The organism is Chloroflexota bacterium, from assembly GCA_016887485.1.
GTDB lineage: Bacteria > Chloroflexota > Anaerolineae > Anaerolineales > Anaerolineaceae > Brevifilum.
Map to the genome: position 1 here is coordinate 415,511 of CP069394.1, position 17,632 is coordinate 433,142.

15 protein-coding genes are annotated in these 17,632 nt (G+C 50.7%); 7 read left to right on the plus strand and 8 right to left on the minus strand.

The window, feature by feature from the left end; translation table 11 throughout:
• Window positions 1-67: 67 nt before the first annotated feature.
• A complete protein-coding gene (locus JR338_01870) occupies window positions 68-748 on the minus strand; it encodes a 50S ribosomal protein L25 (protein ID QRN83525.1) in 681 nt (226 codons plus the stop codon).
• Window positions 749-1,066: 318 nt separating this feature from the next.
• On the opposite strand from JR338_01870, the gene JR338_01875 reads away from it, so the two are divergent.
• Both JR338_01875 and JR338_01880 read left to right on the plus strand, forming a co-directional pair.
• The gene (locus JR338_01875; protein ID QRN83526.1) at window positions 1,067-4,108 is read left to right on the plus strand and encodes a glycoside hydrolase; all 3,042 of its coding nucleotides are present in this window, start codon (window positions 1,067-1,069) and stop codon (window positions 4,106-4,108) included.
• A gap of 71 nt (window positions 4,109-4,179) precedes the next feature.
• Window positions 4,180-5,907, plus strand: a complete 1,728-nt coding sequence (locus tag JR338_01880; GenBank protein QRN83527.1) for a nucleoside kinase — start codon at window positions 4,180-4,182, stop codon at window positions 5,905-5,907.
• A 77-nt stretch (window positions 5,908-5,984) separates the two neighbouring features.
• Here JR338_01880 and JR338_01885 read toward each other — a convergent pair whose 3' ends face one another.
• The 3 genes from JR338_01885 to JR338_01895 all read right to left on the minus strand — a co-directional run bounded on the left by JR338_01885 (window position 5,985) and on the right by JR338_01895 (window position 11,285).
• Window positions 5,985-7,202 carry a PLP-dependent aminotransferase family protein gene (locus tag JR338_01885; protein ID QRN83528.1) on the minus strand — a complete coding sequence of 406 codons (1,218 nt, stop codon included), beginning with the start codon at window positions 7,200-7,202 and terminating at the stop codon, window positions 5,985-5,987.
• A gap of 14 nt (window positions 7,203-7,216) precedes the next feature.
• Window positions 7,217-10,345 (minus strand): serine hydroxymethyltransferase, encoded by a 3,129-nt coding sequence (locus JR338_01890; GenBank protein QRN83529.1) that lies wholly within the window; start codon window positions 10,343-10,345, stop codon window positions 7,217-7,219.
• Between the two features lie 103 nt (window positions 10,346-10,448).
• On the minus strand, window positions 10,449-11,285 hold the full coding sequence (locus tag JR338_01895; GenBank protein ID QRN83530.1) for a lysophospholipase: 837 nt from the start codon (window positions 11,283-11,285) through the stop codon (window positions 10,449-10,451).
• A gap of 145 nt (window positions 11,286-11,430) precedes the next feature.
• Here JR338_01895 and JR338_01900 point away from each other — a divergent pair, with 145 nt between their 5' ends.
• The 3 genes from JR338_01900 (at window position 11,431) to JR338_01910 (ending at window position 13,338) form a co-directional block, all read left to right on the plus strand.
• Window positions 11,431-12,126 carry a 2-phosphosulfolactate phosphatase gene (locus JR338_01900; GenBank protein ID QRN83531.1) on the plus strand — a complete coding sequence of 232 codons (696 nt, stop codon included), beginning with the start codon at window positions 11,431-11,433 and terminating at the stop codon, window positions 12,124-12,126.
• Between the two features lie 372 nt (window positions 12,127-12,498).
• Window positions 12,499-13,056 carry a sigma-70 family RNA polymerase sigma factor gene (locus JR338_01905; protein ID QRN83532.1) on the plus strand — a complete coding sequence of 186 codons (558 nt, stop codon included), beginning with the start codon at window positions 12,499-12,501 and terminating at the stop codon, window positions 13,054-13,056.
• A gap of 33 nt (window positions 13,057-13,089) precedes the next feature.
• Window positions 13,090-13,338 (plus strand): hypothetical protein, encoded by a 249-nt coding sequence (locus JR338_01910; protein ID QRN83533.1) that lies wholly within the window; start codon window positions 13,090-13,092, stop codon window positions 13,336-13,338.
• 67 nt (window positions 13,339-13,405) lie between these two features.
• Here JR338_01910 and JR338_01915 read toward each other — a convergent pair whose 3' ends face one another.
• From JR338_01915 to JR338_01925, 3 genes are all read right to left on the minus strand, one after another.
• Window positions 13,406-13,651: a glutathione S-transferase N-terminal domain-containing protein gene (locus tag JR338_01915; GenBank protein QRN83534.1), complete on the minus strand. Its 246-nt coding sequence runs from the start codon at window positions 13,649-13,651 to the stop codon at window positions 13,406-13,408.
• Window positions 13,652-13,746: 95 nt separating this feature from the next.
• Window positions 13,747-14,331, minus strand: coding sequence for a DUF4870 domain-containing protein (locus JR338_01920; GenBank protein QRN83535.1), 585 nt, complete (start codon window positions 14,329-14,331; stop codon window positions 13,747-13,749).
• Between the two features lie 145 nt (window positions 14,332-14,476).
• Entirely contained in the window at window positions 14,477-14,803 is a 327-nt protein-coding gene (locus tag JR338_01925) for a DUF4870 domain-containing protein (protein QRN83536.1), read from the minus strand.
• A gap of 138 nt (window positions 14,804-14,941) precedes the next feature.
• Here JR338_01925 and JR338_01930 point away from each other — a divergent pair, with 138 nt between their 5' ends.
• A complete protein-coding gene (locus tag JR338_01930) occupies window positions 14,942-15,856 on the plus strand; it encodes a methionyl-tRNA formyltransferase (GenBank protein QRN83537.1) in 915 nt (304 codons plus the stop codon).
• 48 nt (window positions 15,857-15,904) lie between these two features.
• Window positions 15,905-16,552: a histidine phosphatase family protein gene (locus JR338_01935; GenBank protein ID QRN83538.1), complete on the plus strand. Its 648-nt coding sequence runs from the start codon at window positions 15,905-15,907 to the stop codon at window positions 16,550-16,552.
• Between the two features lie 36 nt (window positions 16,553-16,588).
• Here JR338_01935 and JR338_01940 read toward each other — a convergent pair whose 3' ends face one another.
• Window positions 16,589-17,545 carry a hypothetical protein gene (locus JR338_01940; protein QRN83539.1) on the minus strand — a complete coding sequence of 319 codons (957 nt, stop codon included), beginning with the start codon at window positions 17,543-17,545 and terminating at the stop codon, window positions 16,589-16,591.
• Window positions 17,546-17,632: the final 87 nt, after the last annotated feature.

The following is a 17,632-nucleotide window of genomic DNA, read 5'->3' on the forward strand; positions in this document are numbered from 1 at the left end:
GGAAATAAAAAAGTCTGGGAATATTCCCAGACTTTTCTTTCTTAAGTAGATTGAGGAGTAAGAATTTTTACTCTTCTTCCCCTTCTTCTTGTTTACCCTTTTCAATAACTTCGGGTTCATTGCCTTCGTCGAGGATGTCGGCCAATTCGCCTTCAGCTTCCGCTTCCGGTTCCTCTTCAATTGCCACGTAGGTCACGCCTGCGATCATTTCATCCTCAGGAGTGAGGATCTCGACATTATCGGAAAGCTTCAAGTCCTTGACCAGGATAACGCTGTCGGTATCAACCAATACGCTGGCATCAACTTCAATACGCTCGGGCATATCCTGCGGGAGACATTCGATTTCCAGTTCGGAAATACCGGTCATTACAACAAAGGATAAGTTGGAAGCAGCAGGTGCTTCGCCGACCAACTCGATCGGAACTGAAGTTTGCAGCTTTTGGGTCAGGTCAAGCGCCATGAAATCGACATGGCGGAGCGTTCCGTAGATGACGTCCTTCTGGACCTCACGGAGGACCACAGGGTATTGCTTGCCTTCAACTTCAATTTTCACCAAGCTGGACTGTGTCAGGGTTTTAATGATCTGGGAAGAATCGTGCAGGTTCATTTGGACCATGATGGGGTCCATGAATTTTTTGCCGATCTTGCCATAAATAATTCCGGGGAGGATGCCTTCCCGGCGCAGAACGCCGACTTTCTTGCCTTTGACGGTGCGGGGATCTGCTTTAATTACGATTTGGTCTGTCATTTTTCCATCCTTCGAGCGCCTCTCACCCTTCTTGCGCGGGTTACCTTCGCTCTATAATGTATTGGGTTAACTCGCCGGATATAACCAGCGACCTTGAATTTTATCCGGTAATGAAGAACACGTCAAGCCGGGCTGGTGCTGATACGGCTTTATGCTCCGTCAGAATCATAGATCTTTTGAGTTTTGAGTATGGAGTGGGTATTGATCGCAAAATTTAGAAGCCTGTTGTTCATAGTTTATTTGTAGATGACCCGGAGGTTGATTTCGTGTAAAATCAAGGGGAAGGCGTGGACTTTTTACCAATTCCAAGGAGAGAACATGCTTAAAAAATTTAAAATTTTCCATCTTGCCCTTCTATTAACACTGCTGGTTTCAGCAGTATCGGCCTGCCAACAAAAGACACCGGCTGACCCTGACATCCTTTATGTCAACATCACCTGGCATCAACACCAACCGCTCTATTATCAGGACGCGGATGGTATTTACACTCGCCCCTGGGTCCGGGTGCATGCCACCAAGGACTATCTGGATATGGCCCAAAAAGTTGCGCAATATCCGGATATCCATGCCACTTTCAATATCACACCCTCCCTCATCCGGCAGCTGAATGAGCTGGCCGCGGGCACCAAGGACATCTATTGGGTCCTCGGTGAGAAAGAAGTGAGTGAATTAACGACTGATGAGAAACAATTCATTTTGGAACGTTTCTTTGATGCCAACTGGAACAATATCATTGCCCTCTATCCCCGCTATCAAGAACTGCTGGATAAACGGGGTGGGTCCAGTGAAGAGGCAATCCAAGCTGCGTTGGAAAATTTCACCGACCAAGATTTTCTCGACCTGCAGGTTTGGTTCAACCTTGCCTGGTTCGACCCAACATTCCTGGCTGAGGAGCCATTATTGAGCCTTGTGAAAAATGGGGAGAATTTCGATCAGGCTGATAAGCAGATCGTGTTTGACAAGGCGCTGGAGATCGTTCAGGAAGTGCTGCCCTATCATGCTGAATTACAGCGGGAGGGTCAGATCGAGGTGACAACCACGCCTTATGCTCACCCAATTTTGCCCCTGATTTATAACAACCAACTGGCTTTGGTCGGCAATCCCAACGCGATCATGCCCGAGAAGACCTTTGTCTATCCCGAAGATGCCGTGGCGCATCTAGACCTGAGCGTGCAGATGTACGAAGAAAACTTCGGCACCAGTGTGCGCGGCTTGTGGCCGGGTGAAGGCTCTGTGGCTGAGGAAATTGTTCCGCTTGTGGCTGAAGCTGGTTATAGCTTCATGCAGACGGGTGAACCGGTCCTGGCGAAGTCCTTGGGTATCGATTCCTTCACCCGTGATTCCAATGGTTACGTACAGGAAGCGGACATGCTCTATCGCCCATATTTCGTCACTGATGATGACGGCAATCAGGTCGCGATGTTCTTCCGGGATTGGACGCTCTCAGATAAGATCGGCTTTGACTATTCTCAGATGAGTGGCGAGGCAGCTGCTCAGGATCTGGTCGGCCGTCTTGAACAAATTCATACCGACTTCATGGAGAGTGATGAAGCTGGCCCGCATATCGTCAGCATCATCCTCGATGGTGAAAACGCTTGGGAGAATTATCCTGGCGACGGCAATGAATTCTTCAATGCCCTTTACCAGAAACTTTCCGATAGCGAAGTCCTGCAGACCGTGACCCCTTCGGAATATCTGGAAATGTTCCCCGAGCAGCAAACCCTCGACACTCTCTTCCCCGGTGCCTGGTTCAGTGCCAACTATGACACCTGGATCGGCGAGGAAGAGGAAGCAATTGCCTGGGATTATCTCGCAACGACCCGTGAAGACCTGGCGGCTTTCGAGAGCGGCGCTGAATATACCGCTGAAGAGAACCTGGCTCAGGCCCTTGACTTTATGTACCTGGCTGAAGGTTCTGACTGGTTCTGGTGGTACGGTGCTGACCAGGATTCCGGCCAGGACAGCTACTTCGATGAAGGCTACCGGGCCTTATTGGCAGGGGTTTATGACTCACTGGGTGTGGATGTTCCACCGTTTGTCAGTGTGCCAATTGTCCAGGCGCCAGTTGTTCAACCTGCTGTTGCGTTTACCGGCCTATCCACCCCTGAGATGGGCGCTGTGGCCGAAGACCCCGCCTGGGAAACCGCTGCTTACTATCCCGTAGCCGGGAATTCTTCAGTAAATGATTTCTATATCACAATGGATGAAGATAACCTCTACTTGCGAGTGGATAGCGAATTTGACATTGCTGATCAACAGATTGGTTTCTACTTCGCTGCTCCCAACGTCGAAGGTGGAAAATCCGCTTTCGCTCTGCAATCAGACCTGATCCTGCAGTTCTTCGCCAACACCCTGCTGCAATGGGACGGTGCTGCCGACTCATTGGATCTCTACTCTCTGACGGACTCTGAGTGGGGCCTCAGTCAGGCTGGGGTGGGGGCTGTTGTGACCGGTGATGGACTGGCTGAATTCAAGATCCCAATGGAAAGCATGGGCGGTCTGAATGTCGGCACCTACTTAAAGTTTGGCGTGGTCGTTGGGCCTGATGGCGATATCTTCCCAACTGATGGACCGGCGAGGATGTTGATCCCCAGCCTGGGCGAAACCACGATGATCTTGGAAGTACAGGATCCTGTAGGTGATGATAATGGCCCCGGTACGTATGAATATCCCACCGATGGCGTCTTCCCCGAATCAGTATTTGATGTGGATCACTTCTCGGTTGGATCGGATGGAATCAATCTGGTCTTCACTTTTGACTTTGTAGGACCGGTTGAGAATTCCTGGAATTCACAAAACGGCTTGTCGGTTCAAACGCTGGATGTGTATATCGACACAGACCCCGGTGCAGGAACCGGCGCAAGGATGCTGATGCCTGGCCGCAACGCTGCCCTCGAGGAAGGTTATGGTTGGGAGTACGCTGTCTGGGCTGAGGGCTGGACGCCTCAGGTTGTGATGGTGGATCCTGACACACTGGAGCCGAAGGAATACACCGAGGCTACCGGCGGTATGACCGTGGTGGTCGATTCGGCCAATAATCAGGTTATGGTACGGGTGCCTTTGAGTTTCTTCCCCGAAGGTGATCCTGCCGATTGGGGCTATGCGGCTGCTGTTTTGGGCCAGGAAGGCTATCCCACGGAAGGTGTGTGGCGTGTTCGGGATGTTTCGATCAATGCTGCACAGTATCTCTTTGGCGGCGGAGCGGCTGATTCCAACCACACTCGCATAATCGACTTGATTTTGCCTGAGGGTTTCACGCCTACCCAGGGCGAGTGGCTCTCGAATTACCCGTCGATCATCGGTTCACTTGACGATATGACACCGGATGATTTTGTTCAGGTCCCAGTTATCGTTCCATGAGTTTTTAGAACGAGGTAAAATAGGGAACTCACCAAAAAGGTATCGCCAGGCGATATTGGAAAGACATTTCTATGGGATCGAATATTAAATTAAAAGAACATTTACGGGACACTGTTGAAATTGTCCTGAAAGACGGCACGGTTTTGGAAGGCCCGCGGAATACACCCCTTGGTGATTTTATGCGGGCTTACCAAGACCCTCAAAAGCCGCAAATTGTGGGCGCGATTGTCAACCATGATCTACGAGAGCTGACCTTCCCGATTTGCATGGATGCCGAGGTTACTCCGGTGGATATGTCGGACCCGGATGGGGCTCGCATTTACCGGCGATCGTTGACCTTCCTGTTGGAAGTGGCTTTCATGGAGCTTTTCCCCAAGTGGTCACTCACCATTGACCATTCGGTGTCTTCTGGCGCATATTACTGTCATGTGCCGGAGCAGGAACCCTTCTCGGCGGAATCTCTTGAGCTGCTTGAAGCAAAGATGTATGAAATCGTTGAAGCCAATGAATCCTTAGTGCGGAATAAGGTTAGTTTGGAAGAGGCGCGTAAATTCTTCCGAGATCATGGCCAGGAGGATAAATTGCGGCTGTTGAACTACCGCCAGGGGAATGATCTGGTACTCTATTCCTTGCGCGGCCAGCGCGACTATCATCACGGCTATATGGTGCCCTCCACGGGTTACCTCAAGCTGTTTGACCTCAAACGGGTTGGTGCGGGCTTTGTTCTGCGCTTCCCCCGCAGGCATGCCCCTGACAAACTTTCACCGATGCCAAGTTACCCCACTTTGCTGGTCACTTTCCGACAGTATGGGGAATGGCTGGAGACATTGGGGATTCAGAGTGTTGGTGCTTTGGATGATGCCATTAGTGAGGGGCGGATCAATGAGGTGATTTTGGTTTCTGAGGCGCTCCATGCCCAACAGATCTCCAGAATTGCGACCACGATCAAAGAGCGTCGAAATAAGGTCAATGTGATTTTGATTGCCGGGCCGAGTTCTTCCGGCAAGACCACGTTCTCTAAGCGGCTGTCTATCCAATTACTTTCGGAAGGTATTTCTCCTTTCGCATTGGAAATGGATAATTACTTTGTGGATCGCGCCGATACGCCATTGGATGAAAATGGTAATTATGACTTTGAAAACATCGAAGCTCTGAACCTTGAACTCCTGCAAGAACATGTGGAGCGATTGGTCCGCGGCGAGAAGGTGCAGCTTAGGCACTACAACTTCCGGGAAGGACGAAACGAGCCTGGTGACGAAGTCCAATTGGAACCCGGTCAAATGATCATTTTAGAGGGTATTCACGGACTGAATCCAAAGCTTCTGGGAGATATTCCTCCTGAAGAGACTTACCGAATTTATGTTTCCTGCCTGACCCAGTTGAACCTTGACCGCCAAAACCGAATTTCGACAACGGACACCCGTGAGTTGCGCCGTATCCTGCGGGATGCGCGCGACCGGGGATATACCGCTCAACAAACCATCGCAAATTGGGAGAACGTTCGGCGTGGCGAGAAACGGCATATCTTCCCCTATCAGGAAAATGCTGACGTGATGTTCAATTCAGCGCTTGCTTATGAATTGACGGCGTTGAAACCGCTGGTGGAGCCTTTGCTGCGCCAGGTGCCCTATGGCACACCGGAATATATTGAAGCCAAGCGATTATTCAAATTCCTGCAATGGTTCCTGCCAACCAGCCAGGAGCTCATCCCCGATAATTCGATTTTAAGAGAATTTCTGGGTGGCTCTATCCTCACGGATTTCAAGATCTGGCATCACGGCAAGTCCATCGATTATTAAATTCTCGATCCTGGATAGCAAAAACCCCCGCATTTATGCTTGCGGGGGTTTAATTGTTTAGTTAATCCAATGTTGGCTTAAAGATGTTTCTTGATCACATTTGCCAGCCGTTTGATCCCTTCTTCGATCATATCCGGCTTGGAATTGGAGAAGTTCAGGCGCATGGTGTTCTCACCGCCGCCGAGGGGGTGGAAGGAGCCGCCCGGGACAAAGGCAACCTTCTGGGCTACGGCTTCTTTAAAAATCTTGCTTGAATCTGTACCCTCAGGAAGAGTCATCCAGAGGAACAAGCCGCCTTTGGGGTAAGTCCAATGGACATTCTCTGGCATATTGTCGTTAAGCGCCTGCAGCATCGTATCCCGACGCTCTTTATAGACTTTGCGGATCAGCTGGATATGCTGTTTCATGCCGGGAGAACTCGCTATTTGGTAAGCGATATATTGGTTGAAGGTGGCGGTATGCAGGTCACAGCCCTGTTTGGCCTGAACCAGTTTCTTGATGACCTCAGTGGGTGCAACCACCCAGGCTAAACGCAGACCGGGGGCCAGAATCTTGGAGAAAGTTGACGTGTAGATCACGTTACCGCTGTAGATCGGCACTTCCTTGGCACGCATCTCGTCGTCAATGACAACGACGGGGGTCTGGTGCTCGCCTTCATAACGCAGCTGGCCATAGGGATCGTCCTCAACAATCGGGACGCCGTAGGCATCGGCCATTTCCACCAGAGTCTTACGGCGTTCTCGTGAGAGGGTCACGCCAGTCGGGTTCTGGAAGTTGGGCAGGACATAGATGAACTTGATACCGGTCCGTAACCGTGACTCAAGCAGGTCTGTGTTCATCCCGTTATCATCTGAGGGGATGGTGACATACTTGACGCCATAAGCGTTCCAGGCCTGGATGGCACCTAAATAGGTGGGTGACTCCACCAGGACCCGGTCGCCTCGATTGATAAAGATTCTCCCGAGAAGATCGAGCGCTTGTTGAGAACCAGCTGTAATCAGGACGTTGTCTGCTGAGATTTGAATGCCATACTTTGAAGCATTGTGGGCAATCAATTCCCGCAAGGGCTGATAGCCTTCAGTGGTGCCATACTGCAGGGCTCGATCGCCCATTTCAGACAAGACCACTTCGCATGCTTCCTTGAAACCTTCAATTGGGAAGACTTCAGGTGCTGGCATTCCACCCGCGAAGGAGATCACATCAGGCTGTGATGTGAGCTTCAGCAGTTCGCGGATAGCTGAGCTGCCCATATTATCCGTTCTTAGGGCATATCTTTCGTCCCATAGGGTGTGCATAGATTATTCTCTCCTTATTTAGGAAATCTGCTAATAACGGTTGCCCGGGCGGGTAAGGTCACCCGGTCGCCGATGGATAGGTTGGCTGGCGCTTTGCCAGCTTTGTCAGGTGAACCCTGGTAAATTAAGATGCCGGTGCCTTCGGCTGCATATTTCTCTGAGACATAAGCCTGGCCGGTGAGAGAGCCATCAGAGTCAACTGCACAGCTGGTTATGGTACCGATCACTTTACCACGGTCATCCAATACCGGATCGCCAAGATGGGCCATCCGGGTTCGTTTTTCATCAAACCGGAAGCGGACCACAATCCCGTTCCGATCAGATTCCTGATTAAGAAATGCCTGACGCCCGATGAACCAGGGCTTGTAGGTTTTAACGAACCTGCCAAAACCTGCCTGGCCGACGCCTAAATTGAGCTGGCCGCCCATCTCATGCCCATAGAGCGGTAATCCGGCTTCTGTACGCAGCGAATCCCGAGCGCCAAGGCCGCAGGGCTTGATGCCGAAGGCTTCCCCGGCCTTCAGGAGGGCGTTCCAGAGCTTGACGGTCTGGTCGGGGTGAACGAAAAGTTCAAAACCCATCCGCTCACCGGTATAACCAGTGCGGGAGATGACCAGCGGAATGCCATCGAGTGTAGCTTCGCAAAGCTGAGCCCATTTGAGGCTCATGATAGCGATCCGGTCTTCCGGGCTGACTTCCATAGCCAACATGATGTCACGCGATTTTGGGCCTTGCAGAGCGACATCCAGGCGCATCTCTTTGCCTGATTGGGGATCACGCAGGTTCTTCAAGGTGACATTGCGGCCAAATGCGACAGCTGTGGGATGGGCAGGATCCACTAGGACTTTCCCTTCACGTACGGCATTCAGCCAGGCCCAATCCTTGTCATCGTTGGCGGCGTTGACCACCACCAAGAATTTTTCGATGCCACGGCGATAGACCAGCAGGTCATCCAGTACGTTGGCGTCCGTATCCAGGAAATGGGTGTAGCAGGATTCGCCGACTTCAAGACCGCCAATATCATTAGCGCAGACGGAATCGAGGAAGAGGGCGGCATTAGGACCTTCAGCCTGATAGACGCCCATGTGGGTGACATCGAAGAGTCCGGCTGCCTGACGAACGGCCAGGTGTTCTTCTACTACAGAGGAATACCAAACGGGCATATCCCATCCGGCAAAAGGCACCATCTTTGCGCCCAGTGCCCGGTGAGTGGCGTTGAGCGGGGTGGTGAGGGGTGTGCCTTCTTCGGTGGGCTGCCAGTTGAATTTGGGCAGCGGTTCGCCGGTTTGGGTTGTCTCTGGAACCCCGATGTAATAAGGCTTGTTGCCGGGGACTGGTTTGCCTAATGAGCCATCAATCTCGATGGGTTCGGTGTCTTCGATTGCCATCGGCCCGGGCAGGCGCATCACCAGGTCGGAATCGAATTTGGTGTAGGCGTCGGAGAGGTCCCGCAGCCAGGCACTCGCCAGGCCGGCTTTATTACCCGGCACCGTCAGAACAAAAGTGAAGGGATCCTGGCAGAGCAGGAAGCCCTCAACCTCACCATAGGTGGTGTGCAGTGTTGTGGGTTGGGTCTCGTCAGGTTGTAAGGCTTCAACATCACTGGCGAAGGCATAGGTCACAAAATGGCGGATTTGATCGCCAGACAACTTGAAAGACGCCCAGGTTGTTTCCTGGTCATCGCTGATTGCGAAGAAATGGGGGTAGCCGTGGGCAGCGGGTGTCTGGGTGACATTATCGGCCTTTTCTGCCAGCGCTGCCACTTTGAGTTTGGCATCTTCCAGAACCTTGAAGTCCACTTTGGCCCGTCGCTGAGCTTTTCCGCCCCCAGGCATGTTGTAAGGGGTAATCCCGGCAAACAGGTCTGCGATGATGTCGGCCACCTGACGGAACTCCGCTTCTTTGAAGCCCCGCTGGGTAAGCCAGGGCGAACCAAAGCGGATGCCTGTGGCAGAAAATGCGGAGCGGTCACCGGGGATAGTGTTACGGTTGGCAACAATGCCGGCCACATCCAGAATGCGAGCGCCCATATCACCGGAAAGGTAAACATTGGGGCCCGCGTTGATGGATTTGGTATCGAGCAGGGCCATGTGGCTGTCCGTGCCGTTATAGGGCACACGCAAACCGCGAGCCATTAATTGATTGGCGAAGGCTTTGGCATTCTTGATGATCTGCTCCTGCAATTCCTTGAAGGCTTTCGATTGAGCGATCTTGAAAGTGACCGCCATGGCAGCCATCGCATTGATGTGTGGGCCGCCTTGTTCGCCGGGGAAGACGGCTTTGTCGATCTTCTTGGCATAGGCGGGGCTGTCAGTGAGAATGACGGCGCCACGAGGGCCAAGCAGGGTTTTATGCGTGGTGAAGGTGATCACCTGGGCATAGCCAACCGGTGAGGGTACTTGCCCGGCTGCGATCAACCCCGCAATATGGGAGATGTCGGTCATCAGGATGGCGCCGACTTTATCCGCGATCTCGCGGAACTTCTTCCAATCCGGGATGTAGGGATAGCTGGAATATCCGGCCACAATGATCTTGGGCTGGACCTCTTCGGCTTTGGCCAGGATCATATCGTAGTTGAGCAGTTCAGTTTCCGGATCCACAGTGTAATGCTGGGCGTTATACCAGATCCCGGAGCGGTTTACAGAGGAACCGTGGGAGAGGTGTCCGCCCACCAGCAGGCTCATACCGAGGATGGTGTCACCTGGCTGGAGGAATGCGGTGTAAACCGCGTTATTGGCTGGCGCACCGGAGAGCGGCTGGACGTTGGGATAAATTTGGTCGGCTGAGACGCCATTGGCAGCGAAAGCTTCGGCACAGCGGCGACGGGCCAGCGCTTCGACCACATCAACATACTCCACACCTTTATAGTAGCGTGGATCGGCATAGCGACGGTAGGTACCAAGCATCTTCGTATAGTCGAAGATCTCTTCTTCGGTGAAACCTAAGGTCTCAGGCCGGGGATAGCCCTCAGCATAGATGTTGGTGAAGGAGGAACCCAAGGCTTGCCGCACTGCCAGCGGGGCAATGCTTTCGCTAGGGATCATGATCAACCGACGAGTTTGGCGTTCTTCTTCTAAATTAATTAACGTAAAAAGGCCTGGATCGAGTGACTCCAGGTCTTTTTTGTGTTGAAATTCGGGCATTCAGTCTCTCCTTACAAAGAGATAGGTGAAGTCTTGGATGTTCTATTTATCTAATCTAATTTTATTCCTGCTGACAGAGACGGTCAAGGCAGGAGAGGGCCTGCTATAAAACCTGGTCGTTGAGCCAATTGATCATGAGCGTGATGACATCTTCTTTGCCAACATCGTTGTGGATCTCATGATAATAACCTTCCCATGCTTTGAAGGTTACCCTGGTGTTTGCGTTATCGGCAAATTCCTCGCTGGCTTTGCAGGATGAAATCCGATCTTCGCTGCCGTGCATGAGTAAAAGGGGCAGGGTCCACTCATCTGCGTGGTCCATGGCGTATTTACCACTGTTGAATAGTTCCATCACGAGTTTAGCGGAGAGCCGGTCGTGAACCAGGACATCATCCTGATAGGCTTTGACGATGGCGGCGTCTCGGGAGAGAGCGTTCACGTCCAGAGCATTGTTCATTGAGAAGGATGGCATCAGGTCTGCCATGATCTTGCCCATCACAAGTTTGAACTTGGGCGGCTCAAATGAGAGCCGGAGGGCGGGATCTGTCGCAATCACGCCTTTTAATGCCGGCTTGCGGCGCAGGGCATAATTCAAAACAATGGTGCCGCCCAGGCTGTGCCCATAGAGAAAATGGGGGTGATCGCTGCCAAAGAACTCATTGGATTTATCCAGGAAGAGCTCGACATCATTCATAATGTAATCATAATCGGGCGTGTGACCGCGTTTACCTTCTGAAAGGCCGTGGCCCCGCAGATCGAATCCGATGAGGTTATAGCCAACTTTGGTCAGCGCTTCAGCGATATGAGCATAACGGCCGGTATGTTCACCCAGGCCGTGCACCAGATTGACAATGCCTTTCGGTGTACCCGTTGTCTGCCAGACACGTCCCAGCATTGTTAACCCGTCATGTGTTTTGAAATTAAAAGTCCCGTCTTGCATGATGTTTGAATCCCTCTCCTGTGATTGTCTTTTATAATGGTGATGGTTAAAAACCACAGGAATTATACAATAGTTTTCCAATGATGGATTAATAGGGAAAGTTTAGCAAGGAAACTACAATTATTTGGAAATTGGGAAGCAGGCTATGAGCGACTTTCGTTTCTTTACATTAGCAGAATCGGATCAAGTGCAGGGTGATGTTGTGGTCATTGATGTGCTGAGAGCATTTACGACCGCAGCCTTTGCATTTGAACAGGGAACCAGCTGGATATTGCCCGTCTCAACGGTGGATGAAGCCCTGGCGTTAAAAAGGGAAATCCCTGGCGCGCTTGTGATGGGTGAGGTGAATGGCTATAAGCCTGAGCCTTTTGACCTGAGCAATTCGCCCGGCGCATTAAGAGGATTAGATTTAACTGACAAGGTACTGATCCAGCGGACAAGTGCCGGCACTCAGGGGTTGGTCCGGGCTATTCAAGCCAAAGCCCTTTTTGCGGCTTCATTTGTGGTTGCCAAGGCGACAGCGCAGAAGCTGCTTGAACGGCAGGCAGCGACCATCTCATTTGTGATTACCGGTACCTCAGAGGGCCGTGATGGAGATGAGGATTTGGCTTGTGCTGAATATATTCAGGCTCTGGTGCAGGGGGATGATCCCGAACCTACGCCATACCTGGCGCGGGTGGCGACATCCACCGTCGGTCGAGAATTTATCAGCGGTTCTTTGGGCTATCTTCTCCAAGAAGATTTCCAGTTGAGCGTGCAGGTCAACCATTTCGGTTTTGCGATGCCGGTGCGGAGCATTGGGGGACGTCTGGTGATGACGAGTGCATCCTTGGAACAGTAAGTGTCATAAAATTTAATTTTTAGAGATTGCTTCTTCCGCCTTCGGCTCCATCGCAATGACAAAGAAGGTAGTCACTCGCTATGTTTTTTACCAATCACTTCAGATCTAACGATTGATTATTTTCTACCTTTTGTCATTGCGAGCAAAACGAAGCAATCTCAGGTTATTAAGTGTCAGGTGTACTTCACTCCTAGAGTGGGGCCTCGAATAGGCCTACCGGAGGATAGTCTAAATTCCATTGAAGCCCATAAATTATCTTCCCTGCCCCCTAATTGGGGTGGCGACGAAAATCGAGTATGATAATATTCTGTTGAGAAGAACTTATTCGCATTTTTATTGTTAATCACTACAGATGGATAAAAGGTTGATCCATTGGACGAAAAACAAGAAGAAAAAGCGCTGATTGATCGAGCGAAAAGGGATACAGCCGCATTCGGTGAATTGTACCGTCGCTATGTTGATCGCATTTATAACTATATATACTATCGCACGGGCAGCGCTGGAGATGCTGAGGACCTGACGGGCAAGGTGTTTTTTAAGGCGATGAGCCATATCAAGGGCTATAAGCACATGGGATTGCCCTTTTCCGCCTGGCTCTATCGGATCGCCCATAACCTGGTAGCGAATTACCACCGGGATCGCTCCAGAAAACAGGAAATCTCGCTGGATAATTTACCAGGGCAGATCCTGCCAAAGAGTAATCTGCATCCCGAAACCCGGGTGGTCCAAAGCCAGGAAGTGGATGCGCTGCTCTCCCGAATTCGGGATTTGGCCCCTAACCGGCAGGAACTGCTCATTTTAAAGTTTGTGGATCAACTTTCAAACGCTGAAATTGGGCAGATCATGCGCAAAAGTGAAGGTGCAATTAAAAGTCTCTATCATCGGACCTTGTTGGAACTTCGTGAGCTGATGGTTGAGGATGTGGACTAACCGCAATGAAAGGATTGAGGGGAGGATTTGTTAATGGCTGAAGGATTGGCTGCTGAAAATCAACTGAATAAAATCGAACAAACGCTGAGAACCAAACTGGCACCCATTGCTCCCAATGATCAGTTTATTGGGACCTTGCGGAACCGCCTTGAGGGATCAACCATTTATGAAAAACAGCATCGTCTGGCTGTTTCGATGCTTTCAATTGCGGTGGGTTTGGTCGTCGGCCTGGTTGTGTTCTTGGTTGGACGCGGGTTTGTTAATGATGGTGAAAAAGCCTGAGGATGGAGTCAATTTAAAAAAAATAAGAACCGCTTAGGAATAAGCGGTTCTTATGTAATAGAGAAAATCAGTTAAGCGAATTTAGTTTATCGAGCAGCGCCTGATTGCGGGGTTCTACGAGGATGGTGCCATCGGGGAAAAACAAAGTGGGGACGCTGCGGAATCCGTTATTGGTTTCGATGACGAGTTTTTCGCCTTCCGGGTCCTGGTCAATGTCAATCCACTCATAGTCAATATTGTGCTCATCCAGGGTTCTGACAACTCTACGGGATGTGCCGCACCAGGTGGTGCCAAATACTTTGATTTTATCCATTGATATCCATCGCCTTCGAATGCACCGAGGTTATTGTTTTCTCACTGATTTTATCACAGCAAAAAACCGCTCCATTAGGAGCGGTTTGATTTACTTTAGGCCTTATTTGTTGGGGGTTCGAGGATGTTGCGTACCCAGTCACCGATCAGCCAATAGCGGAAATCTTCGCCGTTGGTAACTTTTACACCGCCGATGACACCGTAGATCAGAGAAATTGGGATCAACAGCAGGATCAGGAAACCAGGGATAAGGCAGAGCAGCGGAATGATCAGGAAACCAAACCCGGCACCGATCGAGATCAGAATACCGGAAACCAACCCGGCACCCAGCCAGGTGATCGCCTGGAAGATAAAGGACTGCATGGCGTGGTAGGCCACGAAACGGGACCGGTCCTTATAAACGAAGTAGATGATGATGGCGGCAATACCACCCAGGAAGCCGGTGACCAGGTTTAGCAGGACGCTCAAATGCGCCAGCATTGCCCAGGTCCGCTCTTCAGAGCTTGTGTCGGAATCTGACTCCAAGGTGATTAGCTGAGATGAGGGTTGTTCTTGGGCTTCCGGCTGACTTGCTTCGGGTTCGGGATCCGACGCCTTAGACTTTGGAGAAGGATTGGGAATAACCTCTTCGACGTTTTCAGCTTTGATTTCTTCAGGTTCTTTATCTTTCTTTGCGGGCATATTCGTTCCTTTCATTATAAAAGAAAGTTTATTATTTATTCGATTGCACTTTCTAATATGATATACGGGGGTGTGCTTTAAAAGTTGCAAGAAAAAACCTGCTCTCGGGGAAGAGAGCAGGCGAATGTTGCAAACCAGAGTAGATTTAGGCCCAGCCCTGTTTCTTAACGAAATCGGTGATCACGGGGATTTCAACCTGTTCACCATTATAGGCTTTGATGCCCCAGATAATATTCATTATGAATGCGACCGCCCAGGCCAATTGACCAATGATTGGAATGACATTGATCACAATCATAACAATACCCCAAGCCAAGGCCTGTGGGTAATGGGATTTTAAGTAAGGACGACTTTTCTTGTCTTCCATAAGCAGGAGAATGATTGGGATTAGGGGAGTGAATAGATATGAGAGCAGCGCCCAGGTCTTATCATCACTGCTGATGTTGGGGTCAACAAAATTATTTTCAGTCATGTTTATCTCCTATTACGATTATGGTTTTTGTTTGACTAGAATGATTCACATAGTAGTGGTTAACCTCAATCATAAACAATTCGGATTCGAAAATCAAATGGAGTTTTCCGAATTTACGATGTGTTAAAATAATTCCATATGAAACCGCGAATTGTTTTTATGGGCTCACCCGATTTTGCTCTGCCCACGCTCAGGGCATTAAATGAGTCCTTCAATATTGTTGGCGTGGTCACGCAACCGGACCGACCTGCTGGAAGGGGCCGGGAGATGCGACCCCCGGATGTTAAGGTCCTGGCAGAAGAACTCGGTTTGCCCATTATACAGCCGAAGACCCTGAAATCACCGGAGACCTTGGCGCAGTTGGCCGACTGGCAGCCGGATGTGATTGTTGTGGCAGCGTTCGGCCAGATCCTGCGGGAAAATGTCCTGACTTTACCGCCTTTTGGCTGTGTGAATGTGCATGCTTCCTTGTTGCCGCGTTGGCGGGGGGCGTCACCGGTGCAGGCAGCCGTCCTGAATGACGATGTCAGCGGCGTGACGATTATGCAAATGGGGAAAGGACTGGATACCGGCCCAATCCTCTCGCAACGCGCTGTGGATATTCCGGCTGACCAGACGGCGGGTGAGTTATTTGATGAATTAGCAGAATTGGGAGCAGTTTTGCTGGTCGAGACTCTACCTGGATACCTGGCTGGTGAGATTAAGCCTGAGGCACAAGATGAGTCCTTGGCAACCTATGCGCCAAAAATAGAAAAAGCGGATGGTGAACTGGACCTTGCTCAACCGGCTGAACTGCTGGCCCGAAAAGTTAGGGCTTACAACCCCTGGCCAGGGACCTTTCATAAATTTGAGGATCGTTACCTGAAAATCCATCGCGCTTATGCCCTGCCGGATGAGCAAGCTGTTCCGGGGAGACGTTATGTTGTTGAGGATAGGCCCGCCTGGGGAACGGGTGATGGGTTGCTGGTCCTGGAAGAAGTACAGTTAGCAGGGAAGAGTCGAGTCACCGGAGAAGCTTTCCTGCGAGGTGCCAAGACCTGGCTTTCTGAGTAACACGCTCCACTGACAACCGACGCGGATCAAAAATTAACTGGAACGGACATGGATATTTACAAAATTACATTATTACGGCATGGTGAATCGGTGGGTAATGCGGAGGGGTATTATCAGGGGCAATATGACTTTCCATTAACCCCACGGGGGAAGAATCAGGTGCGGCGGGTAGTCGCTCGCTGGCAGGCGGATGGCTCAATATTTGACCAGGTGATTGCCAGCCCCCTCAAACGCGCTAAAGAGACAGCCGAGATGGTGGCAGAGGGATTGAATGTCCCTTTGCAGTTTGATCCGGATTGGATGGAACGCGATAACGGCAAATTGGGCGGGATGAAACGTGAAGATGCTGATGAACAATTCCCCAGGCCGGACTTTTTTACGCCCTATGACAATATTGCCGAAACCGGCGAAGGGGATTTTGCGCTCTACTTACGGGCTGGACGCGCCATCCAGAGCATCCTGCAAATGCCACCGGCTCGTTACCTTGTAGTCTCGCATGGGGGTATCCTGAATCAGGCCCTCCACGTTATCCTGGGGATCACACCGCAAGCAAACGGGCAGGGTACCCATTTTCGGTTTAGGAATACGGCTTTTTCAACGCTTTTTTATGAGCCCGATCATCATAATTGGGTCTTTTGGGGGCTGAATGACTTTACCCATTTGGTAGTGAAGAATGTTGAAATTATTGAGGAATAAGAATGCTAGCGCTTCTTCCTCGTGATTAAGAATTTCTTACACGGGTTTCGGCTTCTTTTTACCGAATAACCAGAATGTTGCCAAAAGGGCCAGATGGACCATGCTGGCGAGAATCACGATCCAGAGGATCTCAGTGAATCCACCCAGGATAGTGAAGGTGATATCCGATAGGTGCAGCACAAAGGGGATCAGGAAGATAGGCAGGTCCTGGTAGGTGTAGGGTTTTGTTTTTTGTGCTTTCCATAAGATCAATAACAATACGGAGGGGAAAATGAGGTGGAAGGCTAGTAACACCCATTCGATGAACTCGCCTTTGGCGTAGAACGGTTCCAGCCAAAGCAGGAAAGTGGAGAGGGGGCTGAACATCAATAGCAGGGAGATGACCATTGCGAGAACGGGATACACCAGACCCACAATCAGCTTTTCACCGGATTTCTTGTACAACGAACGGCCAATCAGCAAGCAGACCGAGGCATAGAACATGATGAGCATCCAGCCGGGGAAGTTGAATACCGGTACGTCTAGGATGTTCGCGTCCGTTGAATGGATATACCAATTCCACCGGGCGGAGGTGCCACTGGTGGTTTCAAAGACCTGACGAATGGCGAGTGGGTCCAATGAAAAATCCTGCAACATGCCAAAAAGGCCGATGATGGGAGGCTTGGTCCAGTTGGGTAGATTGGTCTTGTCCAGCAGCCAGAAGCCGGTGATAAGGATCAGCCCTTCAATGAGCGGCACCGTGAGAGGGACGGATCCAACCATGAGATAGGACCGTCCAAAGCTGTAAAGTCCGATCACACTGGCTGCGTTCTCGTAAATGGAGGCATAGAGGAAGACGAAGCTTACCAATTCCAGAATGGTGATAAAGGGCCGCTTTTGGTAGCGGATGATGAAATAAACGAGGACTAATGAGAGGATTAGCACGATCGTATCTTGAATCAGCCAGGGTAAGGGGATGGGGTCTGCAAATATATAGCTGAGAAAGGTTTCCATAAATGGCCCTCCAATTAATTTATTCCACAGTGTGTTGATTATTCGGATTATAATTCGGGTTGATCAATAAATACTCGACATTCTGAA

Excerpts from the sequence above, each read along its gene's own strand:
- JR338_01930 (QRN83537.1), top strand. The coding sequence starts at position 14,942 with ATGAAACCGCGAATTGTTTTTATGGGCTCACCCGATTTTGCTCTGCCC.
- JR338_01880 (QRN83527.1), top strand. The coding sequence starts at position 4,180 with ATGGGATCGAATATTAAATTAAAAGAACATTTACGGGACACTGTTGAA.
- JR338_01900 (QRN83531.1), top strand. The coding sequence starts at position 11,431 with ATGAGCGACTTTCGTTTCTTTACATTAGCAGAATCGGATCAAGTGCAG.
- JR338_01890 (QRN83529.1), bottom strand. The coding sequence starts at position 10,345 with ATGCCCGAATTTCAACACAAAAAAGACCTGGAGTCACTCGATCCAGGC.
- JR338_01885 (QRN83528.1), bottom strand. The coding sequence starts at position 7,202 with ATGCACACCCTATGGGACGAAAGATATGCCCTAAGAACGGATAATATG.
- JR338_01915 (QRN83534.1), bottom strand. The coding sequence starts at position 13,651 with ATGGATAAAATCAAAGTATTTGGCACCACCTGGTGCGGCACATCCCGT.
- JR338_01875 (QRN83526.1), top strand. The coding sequence starts at position 1,067 with ATGCTTAAAAAATTTAAAATTTTCCATCTTGCCCTTCTATTAACACTG.
- JR338_01870 (QRN83525.1), bottom strand. The coding sequence starts at position 748 with ATGACAGACCAAATCGTAATTAAAGCAGATCCCCGCACCGTCAAAGGC.
- JR338_01940 (QRN83539.1), bottom strand. The coding sequence starts at position 17,545 with ATGGAAACCTTTCTCAGCTATATATTTGCAGACCCCATCCCCTTACCC.
- JR338_01910 (QRN83533.1), top strand. The coding sequence starts at position 13,090 with ATGGCTGAAGGATTGGCTGCTGAAAATCAACTGAATAAAATCGAACAA.
- JR338_01925 (QRN83536.1), bottom strand. The coding sequence starts at position 14,803 with ATGACTGAAAATAATTTTGTTGACCCCAACATCAGCAGTGATGATAAG.
- JR338_01935 (QRN83538.1), top strand. The coding sequence starts at position 15,905 with ATGGATATTTACAAAATTACATTATTACGGCATGGTGAATCGGTGGGT.
- JR338_01895 (QRN83530.1), bottom strand. The coding sequence starts at position 11,285 with ATGCAAGACGGGACTTTTAATTTCAAAACACATGACGGGTTAACAATG.
- JR338_01920 (QRN83535.1), bottom strand. The coding sequence starts at position 14,331 with ATGCCCGCAAAGAAAGATAAAGAACCTGAAGAAATCAAAGCTGAAAAC.